Genomic DNA, 21,514 nt, shown 5'->3' on the forward strand with positions numbered 1-21,514 from the left:
GGTGGCGCCCTCGCCGCGAGCCGCACAGAATCCAGCCGGGCTCACGCGACCGCGCCGGGATCGTGTGCGCGTCACCGAGAAGTGTGACTGCCGCGCGCGAGGTGCAGGCCCTGCGCCACGGCGTGCCGGATCGTCTCCTCGACGCGGGCGAGGTGGTGCACGACCTGGGCGTAGCTGAACCGCAGGACGGTGTACCCCCGCAGCCGCAGTTCGGCGTCATGAGCGATATCGCGTCCGCGCTGCGCGCTGTCCGAGTGGAACTCATAGCCGTCGATCTGCACGACGAGCCGCTCCCCCACCAGCAGATCCACGGGACGGCCCGCGATCCAGACCTGCTGACGGACGGCGAGTCCCATCCGCCGGAGCGCCACGGCGACGATCGTCTCGAGGCCTGAATCCGACAGGCCCTCGACCGCCGCCGCCAGCTGCCGCGCAGCGACACCCGGCCAGCGCACGGCTTGCAGCATCGCCGGCGCGAGCCGCTCCTTGCGAGCCGCGGATTCCCAGATCACCAGCGCACTGTCCAACGGCACACAGGTCGCGATGTGCGCCAGCGCGTCGTGAATCGTCGCCCGCAGCACGGTAGGCGCGAGCGGCACTATTGGCCGCGTCCAGTGCAGGTTTCCCTGCCATCCTGGCGGCGTGTGGGCGGCGCCCTTGCCGGGGAGCATCTGGAGATGGGGACCCGCGTCGAGGTTCGGTGGGACCCACCACCCCCACTGGCGGGCGAGGGACAGACAGGTCACGCGGCCGCCGACCGACGCCGCCAGAGCGAGCAGCGGATCCGCGGCGGGCAGCGCCACCCAGGCGCGTCGGATCGGCCGGACCCGCCCGGACTCGGTCAGCGAGCGGACCGTCGAGTCCCGGCATCCGGCCGCACGGAGATCGGAACGCCGTCCCACTCCGTCGCGCTGCCGGAGCCAGGCGATCACGTCATCGGCGGTGAACGGCGGCGCAGCCATACGTCGACTGTCGTCCGGGCACGCGGCCTCCGCGCCCGTCGTCGTGCGGCGGTGGACAGCTGCTCGCGGAACGAGCCTGTGGAGGAATCAGCGCCGCGCGCCGCGCGCACGGAAATTCGCGAGCGTCACAGGATCCACAACGGAACCTGTGACGCTCGCCGAGAACTGTGGCGCCGACGCGACGGATGCCGCGCCCGCCGACCGGCCCGTCGGGCCTCAGCGCTTGTAGTTGGGCGCCTCGACGACGATCTGGACGTCGTGCGGGTGCGACTCCTTCAGCCCGGCGGAGGTGATGCGCACGAACTTGCCGCGCGCCTTCAGCTCGTCGACGGTGCGTGCCCCGACGTAGAACATCGACTGGCGCAGGCCGCCGACCAGCTGGTACGCGACGGCGGACACCGGGCCGCGGTACGCGACCTGACCCTCGATCCCCTCGGGGATCAGCTTGTCGTCGGTCGGCACATCGGCCTGGAAGTAGCGGTCCTTCGAGTAAGAGGTCTTCTTGCCGCGCGTCTGCAGCGCCCCGAGCGAGCCCATGCCGCGGTAGAGCTTGAACTGCTTGCCGCCCTGGAAGACGACCTCGCCCGGCGACTCGTCGGTGCCGGCGAGGAGCGAGCCCAGCATGACGGTGTCGGCACCGGCGACGAGCGCCTTCGCGATGTCGCCCGAGTACTGCAGGCCGCCGTCGGCGATGATCGGCACGCCGGCCTCGCGGGCGGCGAGGGATGCCTCGTAGATCGCGGTCACCTGCGGCACACCGACACCCGCGACGATGCGGGTCGTGCAGATGGAGCCCGGCCCGACGCCGACCTTGACGGCATCCACGCCCGCGTCGATGAGCGCCTGGGCGCCCTCACGCGTCGCGACGTTGCCGCCGATGACGTCGATCGCATCGAACGAGCTGTCGGCCTTGATGCGGCGGACCATGTCGATGACGCCGGCCGACTGACCGTTGGCGGTGTCGACGACGATGACGTCGACGCCCGCGTCGCGCAGCGCCTCGGCGCGCTCCCACGCGTCGCCGAAGAAGCCGATCGCGGCGCCGACCCGCAGCCGGCCCTGGTCGTCCTTCGTCGCGAGGGGGTACTTCTCGCTCTTGTCGAAGTCCTTGATCGTGATGAGACCGGCGAGCTTCCCGTCGTCGTCGAGCAGCGGCAGCTTCTCGACCCGGTGGTGGGCGAACAGCGCGATGACGTCATTGGCGCCGATGCCGACCGGCGCCGTGATGAGGCCCTCGCTCGTCATGACGTCGCGGACCTTGGTGGTCTGCCGCTCGAAACCGGAGACGAAGCGCATGTCGCGGTTGGTGACGATGCCGACGAGCTTGCCGTCGTCGTCGACGACGGGCAGACCCGAGATCCGGTACTGGCCGCAGAGCCCGTCGACCTCTTCGATCGTGGCGTCCGGCGTGGTCGTGATCGGGTCGGTGATCATGCCCGACTCGCTGCGCTTCACGCGGTCGACCATCGCCGCCTGATCGGCGATCGAGAGATTGCGGTGGATGATGCCGATCCCGCCCTCGCGCGCGATCGCGATCGCGAGGCGCGACTCGGTGACGGTGTCCATCGCCGCCGACAGGAGCGGCGTGGCGACGGTGATCCGCCGGGTGACCCGGGACGAGGTGTCCGCCTCGGACGGGATGACGTCCGTGTGGCCGGGGAGAAGCAGGACGTCGTCGTACGTCAGTCCTACGAATCCGAACGGGTCGTTGTACTCCACCATGTGATCTCCTGCGTCGCTCCGGCCTGTACGAATTCTAAGGCTCGGGCGGGCCATTTCATTCCGGATGCCGGTGCATTCGGGAATCGGCATGGACGAACCCGCGAAACGTGGGAGCGATACCAGATCGATACCGCGCGGGGCACGACTCGCGCTCCCCGATAGTTGCGGCTCCGAAACACACCGGCAACAATCGCTGGATACGGTCGTGTGGCGCCGAAGGCACCCGTACTCTGCGCGCTGACCATGCTCAACAGGAGGTGTCGGTGACGACAACCCACGCTGCGCGCGGAAGCTCTCGCTTCAGACGCGCACTCATGGCCCTGCTCGCCGGACTTTTCTCCGGGGCACTGCTGTTCGGACTCGCGAACCCCGCGGCCGCCGAGACGCAGAACCCCGAGGACTTCCCGTTCGCCGTCCAGGGCAACGTCCGAGTGGCGGGTGAACCGGTCGCAGGAGCGACCGTCACCGTCACCGGTTCCGAATACACCGGCGAGGCGACCACAGCCGACAACGGCGCGTGGCGCGTTCCCGTGCCCTCCAAGGAGGGGACCTACACGGTCGAACTCGACGAGGCGTCGCTGCCGGACGGCGTCACCGCCCCCGAGGGCTTCGAGTTCACGCAGGAGGTGGAGTTCGGCGCGACCAGCACGATCACGCGCAACTTCACGCTCGGTGCGGCCGAGCGCACGACGACATCGTTCTGGGACCAGTTCGCGTCCCGCGCGGTCAACGGTCTCAACTTCGGCCTCATGCTCGCGCTCGCCGCGATCGGCGCATCGCTCGTGTTCGGCACGACGGGTCTCTCGAACTTCGCGCACGGCGAGATGGTGACCTTCGGCGCGCTCGCGGCACTCCTGTTCGCCGTCGCCCTCGACATGCCCATCTGGGTGGCGATCCCGCTGGCGGTGATCCTGTCCGCCCTGTTCGGCTTCGGCATGGATGCCGGCCTCTGGCGACCACTGCGCCGAAAAGGCATCGGCACGGTGCAGCTCATGATCGTGTCGATCGGCTTGTCGCTCGCGCTCCGGTACATCTTCCAGATGTTCGTCGGCGGCGGCACGCTCAACCTGCCCGGCGGCGCGACGTCGAACATCCCGGGCCTCGGCCCCATCCGCCTGTCGATCACCGATGTCATCAGCATGGGGGTGTCGGTCGTCGTGATCATCGCGTTCGCCTGGTGGCTCATGCGCACCCGCATCGGCCGTGCGACCCGAGCGGTGTCGGACAACCCGTCGCTCGCAGCGGCGAGCGGCATCGACGTCGACGCGGTCGTCCGGATCGTGTGGATCATGGCCGCCGCGCTCGCCGGTCTCTCCGGCGTCCTGTGGGCGTATTTCCGTCCCGGGATCAAGTGGGACATGGGCACCAGCATCCTGCTGCTGATCTTCGCGGCGATCACTCTCGGCGGTCTCGGCACCGCGTTCGGCGCTCTGGTCGGTGCGATCATCGTGGGTCTGCTCGTCGAGGTCTCGACGCTGTGGATCCCCTCCGACCTGAAGTACGTCGGCGCTCTCGTCGTGCTGATCGTCATCCTTCTGTTCCGTCCGCAGGGCCTCCTCGGACGCCGAGAGCGAATCGGATAGCGGCTGATGAACTTCCTGCAGATCCTCAACAACACGGCGGCGCAGATCCTGTCGCCGACCACGCTGGGCTTCGTCCTCGCGGCCATCGGCCTCTCGGTGCACTTCGGCTTCGCCGGACTGCTCAACATGGGTGTCGCCGGCTTCATGGCGGTCGGCGCATACGGCTTCGCCATCTCGACGCTGACGTTCGGCCTCGCCTGGCCGGTGGCGGTGCTCGTCGGCCTCGTCGGCGCGGTCCTGTTCTCGTTCGTCATGGGCATTCCGACGCTGCGCCTGCGCGGCGACTACCTCGCCATCGTCACGATCGCCGCCGCCGAGGTGGTGCGCCTGCTCTTCCTCACCTCGACGTTCCGTGAGACGACCGGCTCGGCCGACGGGCTCTCGGGCTTCCAGGCCGGCTTCCGCGCGAGCAACCCGCTCCCCCCGGGTCGTTACGGGTTCGGCCCGTGGACGTACCAGTCCGACCAGTGGTGGGTCATCATCATCGGCATCATCACGATCGCGATCGTCGTGCTGTTCGTCTGGCTGCTGATGAGCAGCCCGTGGGGCCGCGTCATCCGCGGCATCCGTGAGGACGAGGATGCGGTCCGCTCGCTCGGCAAGAACGTGTTCGCGTTCAAGATGCAGGCGCTCATCGTCGGTGGCGTCATCATCGCCGCCGGCGGCATCGTGACCGCCCTCGGCACCAACGTGAACCCGAACGTCTACGTCACCTCGCAGACGTTCTACGTGTGGACGGCCCTGCTGCTCGGCGGCGCGGCGACCATCTTCGGCCCGGTGCTGGGCGCCGTGCTGTTCTGGGTGGTGCGCGCGTTCCTGTCCAACCTGCTGCCCGCACTCGTGAACATCGGCTGGCTGCCGTTCCTCACGCCGGAGCAGAGTCAGATGCTCGTCTTCGTCCTCGTGGGTGTGGCGCTGATGCTGCTGGTGATCTTCCGCCCGCAGGGCATCCTCGGCAACAAGAAGGAGCTGACCTTTGTCCGCTGACATCGAAGCCCCGACGCCCCGGGCGAAGGCGACCGGACTCCACAAGGGCGAGGTGCGGCCCGGCGTGGAGAAGGTCGACCCGATCATCGTCGCCGATGGGGTGAAGCGCGTCTTCGGCGGCCTCACCGCCGTCGACGTCGACCACCTCGAGATCCCGCGAAACGCGATCACCGCCCTCATCGGCCCGAACGGCGCGGGCAAGACCACGCTGTTCAACCTGCTCACCGGCTTCGACAAGCCGAACGAGGGGACCTGGTCGTTCGACGGCACGAACCTCGCCGGCATCCCCGCGTTCAAGACGGCGCGGATGGGCCAGGTGCGCACCTTCCAGCTCACCAAGTCCCTCGGACTGCTGACCGTGCTCGAGAACATGAAGCTCGGCGCACCCGGTCAGGGCGGCGAGAAGATCTGGCGGGGCATCCTCCCCTTCCTGTGGAAGAAGCAGGAAGCCGAGATCGAGGAGAAGGCGCGGGGCCTGCTCGCCCGCTTCAAGCTCGACGCGAAGGAGAAGGACTTCGCCGCATCGCTGTCGGGCGGTCAGCGGAAGCTGCTCGAGATGGCGCGTGCGCTGATGAGCGACCCGACCCTCGTGATGCTCGACGAGCCGATGGCCGGCGTCAACCCCGCGCTGACGCAGTCGCTCCTCGACCACATCCTCGACCTCAAGGACCTCGGCATGACGGTCCTGTTCGTCGAGCATGACATGCACATGGTCCGTCACATCGCGGACTGGGTGGTCGTCATGGCCGAGGGGAAGGTCGTCGCCGAGGGCCCGCCCGACACCGTGATGAAGGAGCAGGCCGTCATCGACGCCTACCTCGGCGCCCACCAGGACGTCGACCTCGGCGTCGTGACGGGTCGCTACGAGGGCGTGCTGTCCGCCGAGGCGGATGAGCTGGTCGCGCAGGCGCACGATCTGGAGGATGCCGTCGAGGCGGATGCCACCACGTCGGCCGACCAGGAGTCGTCTGCGCCCGCTGCCACAGCACCGGCGACATCGGACCCGGCACCCGGGACCACGGAGGAGAACAAGTGAGCGACATCGCCACCGCCCCGGCCGGAGCCGCCGCCCCGGCGTCTGCCGAGAACGTCGTCGAGCTGAAGGAGGTGCACGCCGGGTACCTGCCGGGCGTGAACATCCTCAACGGCGCCAACCTGACGGCCGCCAAGGGCGAGCTCATCGGCATCATCGGCCCGAATGGCGCCGGCAAGTCGACCATGCTGAAGGCGATCTTCGGGCAGGTGAAGGTCCGCTCGGGCGCGGTCATGCTCAACGGCGAGGAGATCACGGGCCTCCGCGCCAACAAGCTGGTGCAGAAGGGCGTCGGATTCGTCCCGCAGACGAACAACGTGTTCCCCAGCCTGTCGATCGCGGAGAACCTGCAGATGGGCGCCTACCAGCGCCCGAAGCTCGTCGCCGAGCGCGTGGAGTTCGTGACGTCGATCTTCCCCGACCTCGCCAAGCGGCTCCAGCAGCGCGCCGGCTCGCTGTCGGGCGGTGAGCGCCAGATGGTCGCCATGGGTCGCGCGCTCATGATGGACCCGCACGTGCTGCTGCTCGACGAGCCGTCGGCCGGTCTGTCGCCGTCCCGTCAGGACGAGGCCTTCCTGCGCGTCTCGGAGATCAACAAGGCCGGCGTGACGACGATCATGGTCGAGCAGAACGCACGCCGCTGTCTGCAGATCTGCGACCGCGGCTACGTCCTCGACCAGGGCCGCGACGCCTACACGGGCTCGGGCCGTGACCTGCTGAACGACCCGAAGGTCATCGGGCTCTACCTGGGCACGCTCGGCACCTGAGAACCGGCGATGCCCCGGCTGACCAGCCGGGGCATCGCGGTCAGCCGACCCCGCGCACGCTCGCGCCCAGGACTTCTCGAGCCGCGCCGAGCGCACGCGACCAGGCGATCTCGCGGCTCAGCTGCCCGGTCCGCTGGAACAGGCGAACCTGATGCGTGTCAGCCAGCGCCGCCGCCAGCGCGTCCCGGTCCGCGGACTCGAATCCCAGGCCCTGCCAGAACGGGCCCGAGCGGCGGCTGAACAGCCACGCCGTCCTCGCCCCGTCCTCGGCCGCCCGCTCGAGGGCGAACGTCGCGAGGGCGGCTCCGCGGCCACGGGAGCGCCGCATCGGGCTGACCGCGACGCTGCGGATCAGCACGTGGCGACCGTCGGCGCTGATCTCGTACCCGGTGCTGCCGATGATCGCGCCGCTCCCGTCCCGCTCGATCCACAGCCGCACGCTCGGCGCGTCGAGACCGCTCACGGTGAGATCGACGCCGCTCAGGAACGCGGTCAGCGCCTCGACGTCGGCCGGCCGGCACCGCACAGGATCCATCCCGCCAGTCAACCATCCCGCGCAGCCCGGCCGCGGCGCAGCCCGTTGCGGTCGGCAGCGAGGGCTGGTGGGCCCACACCGACCAGAGGTTCAGCCGGGAGCACCGTGACGTCCATGCGCAGCAGAGGGCGCGCACACGGAACGGCCCCGGTCCGAGAGGACCGGGGCCGTTCCGCTCAGTGAGAGCTGATCAGCCGAGGCTGACGAAGGTGTTGTTGTTGTCCTCGCCGAACTCGAAGATGCCGATCGTGGCCTCGGTCGGGTCGCCCACGTCGTTGAACGTGATGGCGCCCGAGATGCCGTCGTAGTCCGCGACGTCACCGGCGACGATGATGTCGGCGCACTCGGCGTAGGTCGTGCACTTCGTGCCGCCCTCGACACCGCCGGAGACGCTCTGCAGGTGTGCCGAGACGTCCGCGCCCTCGGCCGAGCCGGCCTCGAGTGCAGCGAGCGCGAGGAGGATGACCGCGTCGTACGACTCAGGCGCGTACGTGAAGTCGTTCAGCTCCGCGTTGCCCTCGCCGGTCCAGAACGACTGCAGGTCGTCGCGGAACGTGGCGATGCTCTCGGGGTCCACGGCCGGGTAGGTGCCCTTGGCGCCCGTCAGCGTGCCCGGCTCGAACTCCTCGCCGAAGTTCGAGAGGTTGCCGTCCACGAGGTACATCTTGTCCGACGGGAAGTCGGCGCCGACGAGCTCGGGGATGATGGTCTTGACCTCTTCGAACGTGATCAGGGCGATCGCGTCGGGGTCCGCGGCCAGAACGTCCGCGACCTGAGCCGAGAAGTTCGTGTCACCCGTGTTGTAGAGGGCTGCGGAGACGACCTCGCCGCCGGCCTCTTCGAACGCGGTCTTCGTGAAGCACGCGAGACCGGTGCCGTACGAGTCGTTGAGGACGATCATGCCGAGCGTCTCGTTGCCGTCGCCGGCGATGAGGTTGCCGAGCACCTGTCCCTGGAGCACGTCCGAGGGCGCCGTGCGCCAGAACAGGCCGTCGTCCTCGTAGCCGGTGAAGGCCGCCGACGTGTTGGCCGGCGAGAACTGGATCGCCCCGGCCGCGATGACCTGGTCGATGAACTGCAGCGAGACACCCGACGACGCGGCGCCGACGATGGCCGTCGCGTCCTCGTTCAGCAGGCGGGGGATCTCGGTCTCGTACGCCTTGTTGTCGGTGTCGCCCGAGTCGCCCTGGACGAGGTTGATCGAGACGCCCTTGTCGGCCTCGTTGACCTCGGCGGCGGCGAACTCGGTGCCGGCGATCTCAGGCGGGCCGAGGAAGGCCAGGTTGCCGGTCACGGGCAGCGCCGTGCCGATCGTGAATTCGAGGTCCTCGGCGGGGCCTTCGCTGGTCGAGTTGTACTCGGGGGTGTACGACGCCGGTTCTGCTTCGTCGCAGTTGACCGGGAAGTCGAAGCCTGCCGGCTCCTCGGTCTCCTGGCCCTCCGGGCTGCTCGAGGTCGTACATCCGGCGAGGACGAGGGCGCTCGCGCCGACCAGGGCGATGCCGCCCATGACCTTCGCGGCGCGAGAACGGGTGAGAACGCTCATAGTGCTCCTTGATCGATGACACCGGAGCGGATCGGGACCGTACCGGTGTGATCAACCTAGCGGCCGCCTCGTCTCGCGAATGTTGCCGTTCGTTAACGATGTGTAACGGCGTGGGCGCGCTCCCAGATCGGTCGCCGCCGAGCGGATGCCGGAACCGGCATCCGTCGTCGATGTCAGACGGGACCGGGGGCGCCGTCGTCGACCGCCGCGCGCGAGCGGCGCGAATGGAGGAGGGAGTCGACCGTGAAGATCGCGACCGCGATCCACACCAGGATGAAGCCGGCCCAGCGCTCGGGCGGCATGGGCTCGCCGAGGATGAGGACGCCGGTGAGGAACTGCATGATCGGGGCGATGAACTGCAGGATGCCGACGACGGTGAGCGTCGAGCGGCGGGCGCCGGCGGCGAAGAACAGCAGCGGCACGGCCGTCACCGCCCCCGCCAGGAGGAGGAGGGTGGTGTGGCCGGCGCCGGCCTGACCCATGGTGAGGCCGGTGCTGGCACCCACGAGGACCAGCTGCAGGATGGCGATCGGAACGAGCCACAGCGACTCGAGGGTCAGCCCGCTGACCGCGTCGACGGCCGGTCCGATCTTCTTCTTGACGAGCCCGTAGGTCGCGAAGCTCGCGGCGAGCGTGAGCGCGATCCACGGCACCGTGCCCACGGCGACGATGATCACCACGACGGCGGCCGCGGCGATGCCGACGGCGATCCACTGGGCGATCCGCAGGCGCTCGTGCAGGACGATCACGCCCAGCAGCACCGTCGCGATGGGGTTGATGAAGTAGCCGAGGCTCGTCTCGACGACGTGACCCGACAGGGTCCCTATGAGGAACGCCTGCCAGTTGACGTAGATGAGGAGGCCGGCGAGGACGGTCCAGAGGACGAGCCGCCGGTTGCGCAGCAGGGCGAGAAGCCGCTGCCAGCCGCGGGTCAGCGCAAGCAGTACGACGCAGAAGACGAGCGACAGCAGCACCCGCCAGCCCACGACCTCCCACGGTCCGGTGGGGGCGAGGTTCACGAAGTAGAGGGGCAGGAACCCCCAGAGCAGGTAGGCCGCGAAGACGTAGATGCCACCGAGGGTCTTCTCGCGGGCGGCCTGTTCCGGTGTCATGGGTACAAGCCTACGACGGTCATGACAGGAGCGGATGCCGCGGGCCCGGTGGCATCCTGCCGTCCACCGTTCGGATCCCGTCGGCGTGTCGCCGCCGGAAAGGCGAAGGGCCCGGATGCCGAAGCATCCGGGCCCTTCTGGAAGTGCTGCGCGTCAGCGGACGACGACCGCCAGGACGTCGCGTGCCGACAGGACGAGGAACTCGTCCGCGCCGAACTTGACCTCGGTGCCGCCGTACTTGCTGTACAGGACGCGGTCGCCGACGGCGACGTCGAGCGGAACGCGGTTGCCGTTGTCGTCGATGCGGCCGGGGCCCACGGCCACGACCTCGCCCTCCTGGGGCTTCTCCTTGGCAGTGTCAGGGATGACCAGGCCACTCGCGGTGGTCTGCTCGGCCTCGACCTGCTTGATGACGATGCGGTCCTCGAGCGGCTTGATGGAAACCGACACGGTCTACCTCTTTCTTGCTGGTGGGGTCCTGCTTCAAGACTCATCAGCACTCGCTTACCGAGAGTGCTAACGCAAGTCTAGGGCGCGGCTGGCACTCATGCAACGCGAGTGCCAACTCGTTTCGGCGGAGGTCCGGCAGCTGCCGTCCCCCTACCCCCTAAGGCCGCTTCTCCCCGGATCCCCCACCGCTCGAATGGGGTAGCCCCTCCCCCCTGCCCGGATCTTTCCCTTGCCCTGCGCGAGGAGTAGGAAGACGTGTGGGGACTTGCTGGTGCACTGCTGCACCGGCACGGGGAATCACGGAGTGGGCGTGTCGAATCGAGCACTGCACATCGCTGTCGACATCGGCAGCGACCGGGTCACGGCCGCGGGGGGCCGACCGGGTCGGAACGAGCCTGCTCGTGCGCTCCGGCTCGGACATCACACCGACGCGGCGTCGGCCGCGGTCTTCGTCGTCGCGGACGGGTTCCTGCACGGCGACGCAGCGGCGCGACGCTCCGTCGGCAGCCCCCGCGGAGTCCTGCGCGACTACACCCGACGCATCGGCGACGACGTCCCGATGACGATCGCGGGTCGAGCGGTGCGAGCGGAGGACGCCTACGCCGGCGTCGTCGAGTGGGCCCTGGGCGCGGCGGTCGACACCTTCGGGCACGAGCCGGCCGCCGTCACGACCGTCGTCCCGGCCGCGTGGGGACCGCATCGTCGCACTCGCCTCGCCGCCGCGCTGGATGCGAGCGGGATGCCGTCGTCGCTCCTGTCGGCGCCCGACGCCGCCGCCTCGTTCCGCATGAACGCGACGGGCGGCGCCGACGAGGTCTTCGCCGTCTACGACCTGGGCGCGGACTCCTGCGACGTGGCGCTCGTGCGCATCCGCGCGGGCGAGGCCCACGTCCTCGCGGCGGCGTCGCTCACCGACATCGGCGGCGCGGACTTCGACGACGCGGTCCTCGCACATGTCCTCGCGTTCGTTCCCGCCGCGCGGGATACCGGCCCGCTGGCCCTCGCCGCTCTGCGCCGCGAATGCGTGGCGGCGAAGGAGGCGCTCTCGTTCGACACCGAGACGGTCATCCCGGTGGTCTTCGCGGGCGGCGAGCATGTCGTCCGCCTGGTGCGCGACGAGTTCGAGGCGCTCATCGAGGACGACGTGCGGGCGACCATCGCCGCCGTGTCCGCCCTCTGCACGGATGCCGGCGTGGCCGTCGCCGACCTCTCCTGCGTGCTCGCGTTCGGCGGATCCAGCCGTATCCCCCGCGTGCTGCAGCTGCTGTCCGAGCATCTCGCGATCCCCGTGGCGACGGATCCCGACCCGCAGAGCGTGCTCGTGCGCGGTGCCGCCGCGAGCCCTGTGCCGGACGCCAGGCGCGAGCCGGTTCCGGCGGCCGCGACCGGCGACGTGACGGCCGAGGCGCCGGATCCCCCCTTCGCCACCGGGCCCACGAGAGCCGTGCGACGCGCCGGCTGGGCCGTCCTCGGCGCCGTGATGCAGGCCCTGACCCCCACCCCGCTTCCTCCTCGCGAACCCGAGCCGGGCCGCGACCCCCGAACCGCGGCGGAGACGCCGGACGGTGCACGCGAGGAGTTGCCCCCGACTCCCGCCCTTGCACCACGGATGTCGGCGATCCCGTCTGGGACGTCCGATACACCGCAGACGTCTCCGCCGCCCTCTTCCCCGATCGTGACCATTCCGGCGCGCTCACGGAAGCACAGCCGGGCGGGGGTGTGAGAGGTGTTCTCCGACGCGTCGCCCCGCACCCCCGCACCGTCTCGGGATGCCGCGCGCGCGTCGGCACCTCACACCCGCCGGAGCCCCTCCGAGTCGCTGTCGGCCTTCCTCGCCGAGTCGGCCGTGACGCCGCTCCTCGCGGTGGAACTGCCGATCCGCGGCGTCGTGTCGGGTCCCGTCGGCGCCGGGAAGTCGGCCGCCCTCGCCGCGCTGCGGGCGGAGCTGTCCGAGCGGGGACTGCGGATCGGTGCGACGCCGTCGGGTGCCGCCGCCGTGGACGTCGTCGTCATCGATGACGCCGAGTCCCTCGCGCCGGGCGAGATGGACGCCCTTCAGGCGCTGGTCGCCGAATCCGACGCGAGCGTCGTGGTCGCGCATCTTCCCCGGCCGACCGGCGAGCTCCGCGCGGTCAGCGCCCGGCTGCAGAAGACCTGCCCGCCGGCGCTGCTCGGTGAGATCACGCCGGAGCAGATCGTCGAGGTCACCCGGATCCCGGCACACTGCGCGCAGGCGATCGTCGAGCAGACCGGCGGCTTGACCTGGCTGACGCTCGCGGCCGTGGACGCCCATGACCCGGGGGTCTGCGGCGTCGACCCGACCCACCGCGACCTCTCCCGCACGCTCCGAACCGTCATCGCCCACCGTCTCGACTCCCTCGACGACGCGCACCGTCACTCGCTCGAGGCGCTCTGCACGCTCCGCCCGAGCGAACTCGCGCTGCGGGCGACCCCGGGGATGACGTGGGATGCCATGGTCGCCGACGGGTGCACGGCCGGCCTGCTCGCGCCCAACGGGGCGCCGCCGCCGGTGGTGCGGACGGCCGTGCGGGCGCTGGTGCCGGCGCATCGGATGCCGGAGGGATCCGCCGATGTCGCCTCGGCGGAGCGGGTGTCCGAGGCCTGGCGCGACACCGCGGCATCCACGCCGTCCCAGCTGATCGCACGCGCCGACGGGCTGCGCACGACCGCTCCGGCGCAGGCGTGGGCGCTCTACCGGCAGGCGGCCGCCGCATCGGACGACCCCACCGACGTCGCGCTCGCGATCGGGATCGCCGCGTTCAACGCGGGCGACCCGGATGCCGCCGGGGCGGCATTCGACCGTCTCCTGCCCCTCGCGGACCACCCGCACCGCGCCCTCGCCGCCGATGCCGCCGCAGCCGTCTGGGCCTCCCGCGGGGTGCTCGAAGTCGGCGCCGCCCTGCACGCCGACACGGCCGGGACCGCGGCGTCGCGGGCACGCGCCGCCCTGATCACCCTCGGACGGGACGCGCGGCTCGGCGGCGGTGGCGTCCCGCCGCTCCCCGGCTCGCCGGACACCCTGAGCGTCGCGTCCGATGCGCTCACGGCGGCGCTCACCGACTCGGTCGGCGACGACGTCGGCGCGGCCGTGGACGACCTCGTCGTCGCCTCCGAGCTGTACAGCTCGACGCACTCCGATTTCCCGCTGGTCGAGCCGCCCGCCGTCGTCGCGGCCGCCGCCGCGCTGTCCACGGGCCGGCTGGCGCTGGCGGCATCCGTCCTCGAATCGGCGCAGGCTCGTCGGCAGTGCGGGCACTGGGCCCGCGCGAGGATCCTGCTCTGGCGCGCATGGATCGCGATCCTCGCCGCCGAGCCGCTCGCGGCCACGACGCTCCTGACGGAGGTCGCGGAGCTGGACGGTGAGCTGGTGCCGCGCGACCGGCTGATCCTCGCCGCGTGCGAGACGGCGCTCGCTCGCCGCTACGCCACCACGGCGGAGCTCATCACGGTGTTCCACGGCGCCGCCCGCGAGATCCACCAGCAGCGGTTCGACGTCTTCCTCTTCCCCTTCCTCGGCGAGCTGTCCCTCGCGGCCGCCCGCACGGACACGCCCGACACGACGCAGCGTCAGGTGGATGCCGCGCTGTCGACGCTCGCCGCCGCCGGGGAGCCGCCGCTGTGGAGCCCGCTCCTGCACTGGAACGGCATCCAGCGCGGCATCCTTCTCGGCAGACCCGAGCTCCTGGTGCCCCACGCGCATGTCCTGCTCGCCGCCGCCGCGCACAGCCCGTTCGCTGCCCGGCTCGCCACGGCCGGACGGGTGTGGACGGACGTGCTCGCCGGCCGGGTGGACCCCGTGGCCGTGCAGGACTCCGCTCGGGACCTGCGGGCTCAGGGTCTCGCCTGGGACGGCGCGCGGCTCGCAGCCCACGGCGCGGCGCGGACGACCGACCGGCAGGTCTACGCGCAGCTGCTCGCCTGCGCTCGCGAGCTGCACCCGACGCAGGCGCCACGCTCCGCGTCCGGCCACGAGGAGCCCACGATGCTCGAGCTGCAGGGTACGGCCCTCAGCGACCGCGAGACCGAGGTCGCCCGCCTCGTGCTGCAGGGGAAGACCTACATCGAGATCGGCCAGTCCCTGTTCATCTCGCCCCGCACGGCGGAGCACCACATCGCGCGGATCCGCCGTCGCGTCGACGCCACTTCCCGTTCCGACCTCCTCACGAAGCTCCGGGCCATGCTCGGCGGCGAGGACGGAATCACGACCAGTCACACCCAGGAGGACACATGAGTAACGTGATCGCGACCATGGCGAACGCGCTGATCGAGTTCATCTTGAGCCTGCTCGGCGACCCCGATGTCGCGGCGGAGTTCGAGGCCGATCCGGAGGGGACGCTCGCCTCTCGAGGGCTCGAGAACGTCAACTACAACGACCTCTGCTCGGTCCTGCCGATGGTCTACGACAACCCCCATGTGATCCTCCGCAACGACCCGGGCCCGTTCCTCCCGAACGCCCCGGCCGGGCCGGTCGGGAACCCGGATCCCGGCGGAGCCGGGCCCAGCGAGGTCATCCGGCAGCTGCAGGATCTCATCACGAACAACGCCTACGTGACGAACAACTCGACGATCCTCGACCAGTCGGTGAATCAGAACCTGTGGGCCGAGGGCGACATCCTCCAGCTCTTCGACAACGAGGCGATCATCGCGAGCGGTGCGGGAGCATCGGCGGCAGGTCGTGACATCGTCGACGACGACAGCACCGACTCCTCCACGACCGTCACGGTCGGCGGCGACGCGGTGATCGACAGCACCGTCGACGTGGACACCGCGGTCGGATCCCACAACGACGTCGTCACCGCGCCGGTCACGGACGGCTCCATCACGACGACGGTGACGGACGGGTCGGCCACCACCACGGTGACACCGCCCGCAGCGGCGGACGCCCCGGCATCCGCTCCTGCGCCCGCCGCCGAGGCCGAGGCCGAGCCCGCCGGACAGCCCGCGGCCGCGGTCGCGGAACCCGAGCCCGAGCCCGAGCCCGAGCCCGAGCCGGAGCCGGAGCCGGAGCCCGAGCCCGCGGCGGCCGAGCCGGCGACGGTCTCGTACGAGTCGGACCCCTACGCTGCGGACGAGAGCACGGCGCTCTCGGAGCCGGAGCCGCTGGCCGAGACCACCGCCGAGTCGGAGTACTGAGAGCACGATGACGACGCCGTCCTCGGGCCCGTCCGGTCCGCTGCGGACCGGACGGGCGCAGCCCGAGCGCCCGACCCTCGCGACGCCCAACTCCGCCCCGGTGGTGGCGAACATCCCACCTCCGCTCTCGTCCCGACTGGCCGAGGCGCTGTGGATCTTCGGGCTCGCGGCGGGCGCCGTGGCGGCGGGGTACTTCTTCATCACGCGCAGCGACGAACTCGTCCGGATCCGGGAGCGCGTCGAGCTCGTCGATCCCGAACGGGCGGCCGAGACGGTCGACTCGACGGCGGACATCGTCTTCTGGTCCCTGTTCGGAGCGCTCGTCGCACTCCTGCTGGTCCAGCTGTGGGCGGCGGTGGCCTTCGCCAACCGGCGGCCGGGCGCACGCGCCTGGCTATGCGGAACGCTGGCCGCCTTCGGGGGGCTGTGCGTCGTCGCGCTGGAGTTCACCCGTCCCGGCGAAGCCGGGATGCCGCTCCGGATGTTCGCGCTCGCGTACGCCGGGCTCCTGACCCTCGCTCTGCTGGCGTCGCTGCTCCCGGCGTCCCGCGCCTGGACCCGTCGCCGCTTCGACGTCCGCCATGGACCCGCCACCGCCGGCGGGTCCGACCTCTGACAGGATCCCGTCCAGGGTCCGCACGACCACCGCGCAGACCCGCTGTGCGGCCCGCGAGGTGCTCGGCGATTCGGCGAGCGCCCGCCACCGTGTCAGCAGCTCGTCGGCGCGTTCGGCGAGCTGCCGCCGCGTGGCGTCGGGAGCCGCGTCCACCCGAGCCGCGGCATCCGTCCCGTCCGCTCCGAGGATGCGCTCCGCCTCGTCGACGACCCCGCCCGTCAGCCCGAGACCGTCGACGCGGCTGCGGGCCAGCACGTCCAGTTCGCGCAGCTCGTGCGAGGCGTCGGCGAGCCCCTCGATCCCCTCCCGGAGGGAATCGGCGCCGGCCAGCGGCCGGGACCGGACGAGATCGTTCATGTAGGCCAGCAGCGCTCGCGTCTTGAGCGCCGCCGCCCGGCTGCGGAACTGCCGTCGGATCACCGACCGCAGCTCTTCCAGCCCGCTCTGGATCACGAGCTGCTCCGCGAGGCGCTGCGACGTCGCGGCGCCGCCGCGGACGAGAGCCACGCCGAGGCGGATGCCGGCGATCCCGAAGCGGTCGAGGAGCCCCGCCCGCGTCCGGGCGTCGAGCACGGATGCGCCGTCCCGGATGAACCGGTCCGCGGACAGCAGCAGCCGGTCGCGCTGATCCCGATCCCAGCCGGCGATCTCGCGGAGGGCGGCGAAGTCGCGCTCCTGCATGCTGCGCGCGCTTTCGGCGATGAGGCCGGCGACGGGAACGACGGTCACGGCGAGCGGACGCAGCGCCGGCATCTCGCGGTATCGCGCGGCGATGCCGCGGGCCGACAGGAGCGCGTCGAGCCGTCCGCCGCCCACCTCGTCCGCGCGCGAGAGGACTGCGAGCGCGTTGACGCTGTTGCCGGCCCCGCTGTCGGCGTCGCGGAAGGCCGCGAGGAAGGACAGGTCGGACGGATGCAGGTGGCGCAGCAGGTACACGATGGCGTCGGCCTCGGAGGGTCCGCCGCGCGCCGGGGTGAGGAAGGTGAGGCTGCGTCCGGAGACGCGCTCGGAGATCGACTCGATGCCCGGCGTGTCCACCAGGACGAGCGAACGGAGGCTGAGGGCGGGCCAGCGGATGTCGATGTGCGCGATGCCGTCCGGATCGAGGCCCCGCAGGTCCAGCTGCAGCCTGCCGTCGCCCCGGCGGAGGGCGAGCGAGGTCTCACTCCCGTCGGCATGGACCGCGCGCACGGACGGCGTCGCGCCGTAGCGGTACCAGGTGACGATCCGCGTGCACTCACCGGCATCCGTCGGCGCGATCCGTTCGCCGATCAGCGCGTTCAGCAGGGTGGACTTGCCCGCCTTGACCATGCCGGCGATCCCCAGTCGCAGCGGCTCGCGCATCCGCACCCGCCACGCCTCGAGCTCGGCGGCGATGTCGTCGTCATCGCCGTAGACCGCCAGGGCCGCATCGATCAGGGCGACGGCGGACGTGAGGACCGCCGCACTCACGCCGACTCCCGTGCCGTCGAGCCGGTGGGCAGCTCGGCCGCCCTCGGCGGCGCCGCGACGGGCTCGGGCAGCGCGCTCGGGTCCGGCAGCTCAGCGGGACGCACCGGCAGGGCCCGGCTGACGCGCGTCAGATACTCCAGGCGCTGCTTCAGCACGGCGATGCGGGCGTCCCGGTCCTGCGTGTACACGGCGGCCGGCCTCCGGGCCGCGTCGGCGGCGGCGGTCAGCGAACGGTAGATCTCGTCGGCGCGGGTGCCGAAGTGGTCGCGGGTGGCCCGCTGGATGGCGCGCAGTCGATCGCGCAGCTGCTTCCCCACCTGGAAGGCGATCTCGTCGATGTACCGGCGGACCAGGTTCTTCGCCTCGGTCTGGCGCCGCGACAGCCGGGCCTGCGTGTCCTCCCGGTAGGCGCGACGGCCGACGAGGACACCCGCCAGGAGCGACAGCGGGTTGAGGACCGCGAGGCCCAGCACGCTCGTCGCCAGGCCGACCATGAGCACGCCGCCGTACGAGCCGCGCACGCCGATGTAGATCTTCTCGCCCGCCGAGAGCGTGGGAGCTATGAGGTCGGCGATCTCGTCGACGGGGTCGAGGACACCCGTGATGTCACCCACGTCGAGCTGCGGAATGTCCTCCTCGCCCTCGAGGAACTGTCCGGCGACCTCCTGCGCGAGCCAGCGCTGCCGGTCGTTGGTCCACACGAAGGTGTCGGCCACCGCCTCGCCCACGCGCTCGTCGAGCCACTGCGCGAACTCGCCCCAGACCGGCCCGGGATCGCCCGCCTCGATCGCCTCCTCGGCCTGCCGCTGCACCCGGCGGAGACGGTCGCGCAGGTCGTGCTCGGTGTCGGCGATGAGATCGGCGACCCCGTCGGTGAGAGTGGTCTGCCAGCGCGACGACCGGCTGCGGAACTCCTCCGCCTGGCGCCGGGCGATCTCCAGACGCTCGATGAGCTCGGGAGCCTTCTCGGGATGCTGCAGCGCCAGCAGCTCAGTGCGGACGGCGATGCCGAGCTGCTCGAGCACATCGTGGAGGTCGGCGGCGGCCGCGCGCCGCTCCAGGTCGCCGGCGCGCTGCAGCACGTCGCGGTGCAGGTGCTGGATGAGCTCGGGGAATCCCGACTCCTCGTTGAGCTCGCGATCCTGCCGCGCGGCGGCGGCCAGCCGCAGATCACTCGAGACGGGGAAGACGGGCACCTCGCCGACGGTGGCGAGGTGCCCCGCGTCGATGCCGGTGATCTGGCGCCACTGCGGGTAGGCGTCCGTCTTGGTGACGACGGCGGACACGTGGGGCGACACCCGCAGCGCCTGCGACAGCAGCCGCAGCTCGGGGGCGGTGTACTCCTGCGAGGCGTCTGAGACCATAAGCATGGCGTGTGCGCCCGACAGCGCGGTCAGCGCGGAGAGCGCGCGGAACGCCTGCACGTCGGCGACACCCGGTGAGTCAACGAGGCGCAGGCCGCCGCGGAGGATCTCCCGCGGGACGAGCACCTCCGCCGCGACGACATCGCCGCCGGCATGCTTCGGGTGCTCCGCGGACACGAACCCCGAGACCTGGTCGATCGGGATCTCGTGGCGCACCGGGTCGGCATCCGGTGCGTGCCGGACGAGGACCGCCGCCGTCGGCGCCGGGCCGTAGCCGACGACCGTGGGGATGCGCGTGGCGATGTCGTCGTCCACGGGGCATACCGGGGCGCCGACGATGGCGTTGATGAGCTTGCTCTTGCCCTGCTTGTACTCGCCGACGACCAGGACCCGCACGTACGGGTCCGCCAGCCGAGCACGTGTGGATGCGAGCCGTTCGGCGAGATCGTCGCGACCCCACTCCCGGCTGGTGCGGGTCACGTCGTCGGCCACGCGCACGAGCGCGCCGGGGGCGTGCCCCGGCGCGGTGTGCTCCCCCGGCGGATTCGGCATAGGCGTTCCTCGCTATCCACGTCGTTGCGGATGCTCCCCCAGCGGCACCGTATCGACTCGGTCTGTCCCAGACAAGGGAGGTCGGGTCGGCGGCGCTGTCAGCATCCGCAACGACGTGACCCTCCGGGGCCCGTCACCGGTGGACGGTTCAGGGCCCCGTAGGTCTCAGATCAGAACGCGTCCTCGACGTCCGGCGTCTCGGTGTTCGTGGCCCCGTCGTCGACGAGGTCGTTGCTGTTGCCGAGACCGCCCGACCAGATGCTGTTCGACTCCTCGTTCCACGACTGCGTGTTCGTGTTGGTCGGGTTGAACTCCGAGTTGAACGATTCGTTGAGGGAGTCGGAGATCGATTCGTTCAGCGAGTCGGAGATCGAGCTGTTGTCCGAGTTGTCGTTGAACGAGTCGAACGCGAGCTCGTGGTCGAAGGAGTCGGCGATCGAGGTGTTGACCGTCGTCGTGATCGAGTTGTCCGTGGTCGACTCGTCCGTCCACGTGTTGCCCGAGTTGATCGACGTGTTGGTCGTGATCGTGCTGCCGATCACCGCATCTCCGCCGATGGCGTAGTCGACCGAGTTGTCGATCGAGTTGTCGATCGACAGGTCGTTGCCGGCTGCGTTCGCGCCGGTGCCGCTCGCGACGGTCGCCGTCGACCCGGATCCGATCGCCACATCGCCGCCAGCGGAGACGTTGGCGTTGACGGACTGGTCGAGGTTCGTCGCGTTGAGCGACACGTTCCCCGACACGGTGCCCAGCCCGGCCAGCGGAGCCGCACCGGCACCGCCGAAGCTCGTCGTGTAGTCACGGACGCCCACGTGCACCGAGTTGTCGTTCGCGGAGTCGTGGATCGAGTTGTCCTGGTCCTGGTTGTAGGAGCCCCAGTTGCCGGAGTCGTTCGTCGAGTTGTCGCTGTTGTCGTTGAACGAGTCCGTGAAGTCGACGCTGTTGTCGCTGTTGTCGGAGTGATCGTCGGTCGAGTTGTCGGAGTTGTCCGAGTTGTCGTTGTACGAGTCGTTCGTCGAGTTGTCGGAGTTGTCGGAGTTGTCCGAGTTGTCGCTGTTGTCCGAGTTGTCGGAGTTGTCGGAGTTGTCGGAGTTGTCCGAGTTGTCGGAGTTGTCCGAGTTGTCGGAGTTGTCCGAGCTGTCGTTGCCCGAGTCGTTGATCGAGTTGTCCGAGTTGTTGCCGACGCCCCAGCCGTTGGTCGAGTTGTCGGAGTTGTCCGAGTTGTCGCTGTTGTCGGAGTTGTCGCTGTTGTCGGAGTTGTCGCTGTTGTCGGTCATCGAGTTGTCGGAGTTGTCGCTGTTGTCCGAGTTGTCGCTGTTGTCCGAGTTGTCGGAGTTGTCCGAGTTGTCGGAGTTGTCCGAGTTGTCGCTGTTGTCCGAGTTGTCGGAGTTGTCCGAGTTGTCGTTCATCGAGTTGTCGGAGTTGTCGCTGTTGTCGCTGTTGTCCGAGTTGTCGGTGTCCGTGGAGTTGTCGTTGTACGAGTCCACCGTCTCGTCCACGTCGCTGAGGAAGTTGTTGTCGGCCACGATGGGTCCTCTCGTTAGGCGCCGGCGGCGCTCGTTGCGACGAGTCTGCTGCCGTGCCGGGATCCCGTCATCGGGGACAATCCCCCGCTCGCGCGGGGCGCGTTGCGGGGGCTGCGGGGGTTCCCCTACCGGGAGAGGGGGATCGCCCCTCCC

At 70.4% G+C, this 21,514-nt stretch carries 16 protein-coding genes; 7 read left to right on the forward strand and 9 right to left on the reverse strand.

The window, feature by feature from the left end; genetic code table 11:
- Window positions 1-71 precede the first annotated feature (71 nt).
- Both AB3M83_RS12480 and guaB read right to left on the reverse strand, forming a co-directional pair.
- Window positions 72-962 carry an endonuclease domain-containing protein gene (locus AB3M83_RS12480; protein ID WP_412948630.1) on the reverse strand — a complete coding sequence of 297 codons (891 nt, stop codon included), beginning with the start codon at window positions 960-962 and terminating at the stop codon, window positions 72-74.
- 216 nt (window positions 963-1,178) lie between these two features.
- The gene (guaB, locus tag AB3M83_RS12485; RefSeq protein ID WP_412948780.1) at window positions 1,179-2,681 is read right to left on the reverse strand and encodes an IMP dehydrogenase; all 1,503 of its coding nucleotides are present in this window, start codon (window positions 2,679-2,681) and stop codon (window positions 1,179-1,181) included.
- A 317-nt stretch (window positions 2,682-2,998) separates the two neighbouring features.
- Here guaB and AB3M83_RS12490 point away from each other — a divergent pair, with 317 nt between their 5' ends.
- From AB3M83_RS12490 to AB3M83_RS12505, 4 genes are read left to right on the forward strand one after another with little or no spacing between them, the layout of a single operon-like run.
- Window positions 2,999-4,267 carry a branched-chain amino acid ABC transporter permease gene (locus AB3M83_RS12490; protein ID WP_412948632.1) on the forward strand — a complete coding sequence of 423 codons (1,269 nt, stop codon included), beginning with the start codon at window positions 2,999-3,001 and terminating at the stop codon, window positions 4,265-4,267.
- Window positions 4,268-4,273: 6 nt separating this feature from the next.
- Window positions 4,274-5,254, forward strand: a complete 981-nt coding sequence (locus AB3M83_RS12495; protein WP_412948633.1) for a branched-chain amino acid ABC transporter permease — start codon at window positions 4,274-4,276, stop codon at window positions 5,252-5,254.
- Window positions 5,244-6,290: an ABC transporter ATP-binding protein gene (locus AB3M83_RS12500; protein ID WP_412948635.1), complete on the forward strand. Its 1,047-nt coding sequence runs from the start codon at window positions 5,244-5,246 to the stop codon at window positions 6,288-6,290. The genes AB3M83_RS12495 and AB3M83_RS12500 overlap by 11 nt, the downstream gene beginning before the upstream one ends.
- A complete protein-coding gene (locus tag AB3M83_RS12505) occupies window positions 6,287-7,054 on the forward strand; it encodes an ABC transporter ATP-binding protein (RefSeq protein ID WP_412948637.1) in 768 nt (255 codons plus the stop codon). Before AB3M83_RS12500 ends, AB3M83_RS12505 begins: the two co-directional genes overlap by 4 nt.
- A 40-nt stretch (window positions 7,055-7,094) precedes the next feature.
- Here AB3M83_RS12505 and AB3M83_RS12510 read toward each other — a convergent pair whose 3' ends face one another.
- The 4 genes from AB3M83_RS12510 to groES form a co-directional block, all read right to left on the reverse strand.
- Window positions 7,095-7,589 carry a GNAT family N-acetyltransferase gene (locus AB3M83_RS12510; RefSeq protein WP_412948638.1) on the reverse strand — a complete coding sequence of 165 codons (495 nt, stop codon included), beginning with the start codon at window positions 7,587-7,589 and terminating at the stop codon, window positions 7,095-7,097.
- A 190-nt stretch (window positions 7,590-7,779) separates the two neighbouring features.
- Window positions 7,780-9,135 carry an ABC transporter substrate-binding protein gene (locus AB3M83_RS12515; RefSeq protein WP_412948640.1) on the reverse strand — a complete coding sequence of 452 codons (1,356 nt, stop codon included), beginning with the start codon at window positions 9,133-9,135 and terminating at the stop codon, window positions 7,780-7,782.
- Window positions 9,136-9,308: 173 nt separating this feature from the next.
- Window positions 9,309-10,247, reverse strand: a complete 939-nt coding sequence (gene rarD / locus AB3M83_RS12520) for an EamA family transporter RarD (protein WP_412948642.1) — start codon at window positions 10,245-10,247, stop codon at window positions 9,309-9,311.
- A gap of 153 nt (window positions 10,248-10,400) precedes the next feature.
- Window positions 10,401-10,697: a co-chaperone GroES gene (groES, locus tag AB3M83_RS12525; RefSeq protein ID WP_017203655.1), complete on the reverse strand. Its 297-nt coding sequence runs from the start codon at window positions 10,695-10,697 to the stop codon at window positions 10,401-10,403.
- Between the two features lie 310 nt (window positions 10,698-11,007).
- Between groES and AB3M83_RS12530 the strand changes: the two genes are divergently transcribed.
- The 3 genes from AB3M83_RS12530 to AB3M83_RS12540 are packed head-to-tail and all read left to right on the forward strand — an operon-like array spanning window position 11,008 to window position 15,851.
- Complete coding sequence (locus tag AB3M83_RS12530) at window positions 11,008-12,420, forward strand: Hsp70 family protein (protein WP_412948645.1); 1,413 nt, start codon at window positions 11,008-11,010, stop codon at window positions 12,418-12,420.
- 3 nt (window positions 12,421-12,423) lie between these two features.
- Window positions 12,424-14,949, forward strand: a complete 2,526-nt coding sequence (locus AB3M83_RS12535; protein WP_412948647.1) for a helix-turn-helix transcriptional regulator — start codon at window positions 12,424-12,426, stop codon at window positions 14,947-14,949.
- Window positions 14,946-15,851, forward strand: coding sequence for an IniB N-terminal domain-containing protein (locus AB3M83_RS12540; protein WP_412948650.1), 906 nt, complete (start codon window positions 14,946-14,948; stop codon window positions 15,849-15,851). The genes AB3M83_RS12535 and AB3M83_RS12540 overlap by 4 nt, the downstream gene beginning before the upstream one ends.
- Before the next feature lie 394 nt (window positions 15,852-16,245).
- Here the strand turns inward: AB3M83_RS12540 and AB3M83_RS12545 are convergent, their stop codons facing one another.
- The 3 genes from AB3M83_RS12545 to AB3M83_RS12555 all read right to left on the reverse strand — a co-directional run bounded on the left by AB3M83_RS12545 (window position 16,246) and on the right by AB3M83_RS12555 (window position 21,361).
- On the reverse strand, window positions 16,246-17,919 hold the full coding sequence (locus AB3M83_RS12545) for a dynamin family protein (protein WP_412948653.1): 1,674 nt from the start codon (window positions 17,917-17,919) through the stop codon (window positions 16,246-16,248).
- Complete coding sequence (locus AB3M83_RS12550) at window positions 17,916-19,835, reverse strand: dynamin family protein (RefSeq protein ID WP_412948655.1); 1,920 nt, start codon at window positions 19,833-19,835, stop codon at window positions 17,916-17,918. Before AB3M83_RS12550 ends, AB3M83_RS12545 begins: the two co-directional genes overlap by 4 nt.
- A gap of 170 nt (window positions 19,836-20,005) precedes the next feature.
- On the reverse strand, window positions 20,006-21,361 hold the full coding sequence (locus AB3M83_RS12555) for a hypothetical protein (RefSeq protein ID WP_412948656.1): 1,356 nt from the start codon (window positions 21,359-21,361) through the stop codon (window positions 20,006-20,008).
- Between the last annotated feature and the right edge of the window lie 153 nt (window positions 21,362-21,514).

Source organism: Microbacterium pasadenense (genome assembly GCF_047246565.1).
In the GTDB taxonomy this organism is placed as follows: Bacteria; Actinomycetota; Actinomycetes; order Actinomycetales; family Microbacteriaceae; genus Microbacterium.

What these genes read in the sequence shown, in the direction of transcription:
- AB3M83_RS12495 (WP_412948633.1), top strand. Translation starts at nt 4,274, where the DNA reads ATGAACTTCCTGCAGATCCTCAACAACACGGCGGCGCAGATCCTGTCG.
- AB3M83_RS12515 (WP_412948640.1), bottom strand. Translation starts at nt 9,135, where the DNA reads ATGAGCGTTCTCACCCGTTCTCGCGCCGCGAAGGTCATGGGCGGCATC.
- rarD (WP_412948642.1), bottom strand. Translation starts at nt 10,247, where the DNA reads ATGACACCGGAACAGGCCGCCCGCGAGAAGACCCTCGGTGGCATCTAC.
- AB3M83_RS12480 (WP_412948630.1), bottom strand. Translation starts at nt 962, where the DNA reads ATGGCTGCGCCGCCGTTCACCGCCGATGACGTGATCGCCTGGCTCCGG.
- AB3M83_RS12510 (WP_412948638.1), bottom strand. Translation starts at nt 7,589, where the DNA reads ATGGATCCTGTGCGGTGCCGGCCGGCCGACGTCGAGGCGCTGACCGCG.
- AB3M83_RS12550 (WP_412948655.1), bottom strand. Translation starts at nt 19,835, where the DNA reads ATGCCGAATCCGCCGGGGGAGCACACCGCGCCGGGGCACGCCCCCGGC.
- AB3M83_RS12490 (WP_412948632.1), top strand. Translation starts at nt 2,999, where the DNA reads ATGGCCCTGCTCGCCGGACTTTTCTCCGGGGCACTGCTGTTCGGACTC.
- AB3M83_RS12540 (WP_412948650.1), top strand. Translation starts at nt 14,946, where the DNA reads ATGAGTAACGTGATCGCGACCATGGCGAACGCGCTGATCGAGTTCATC.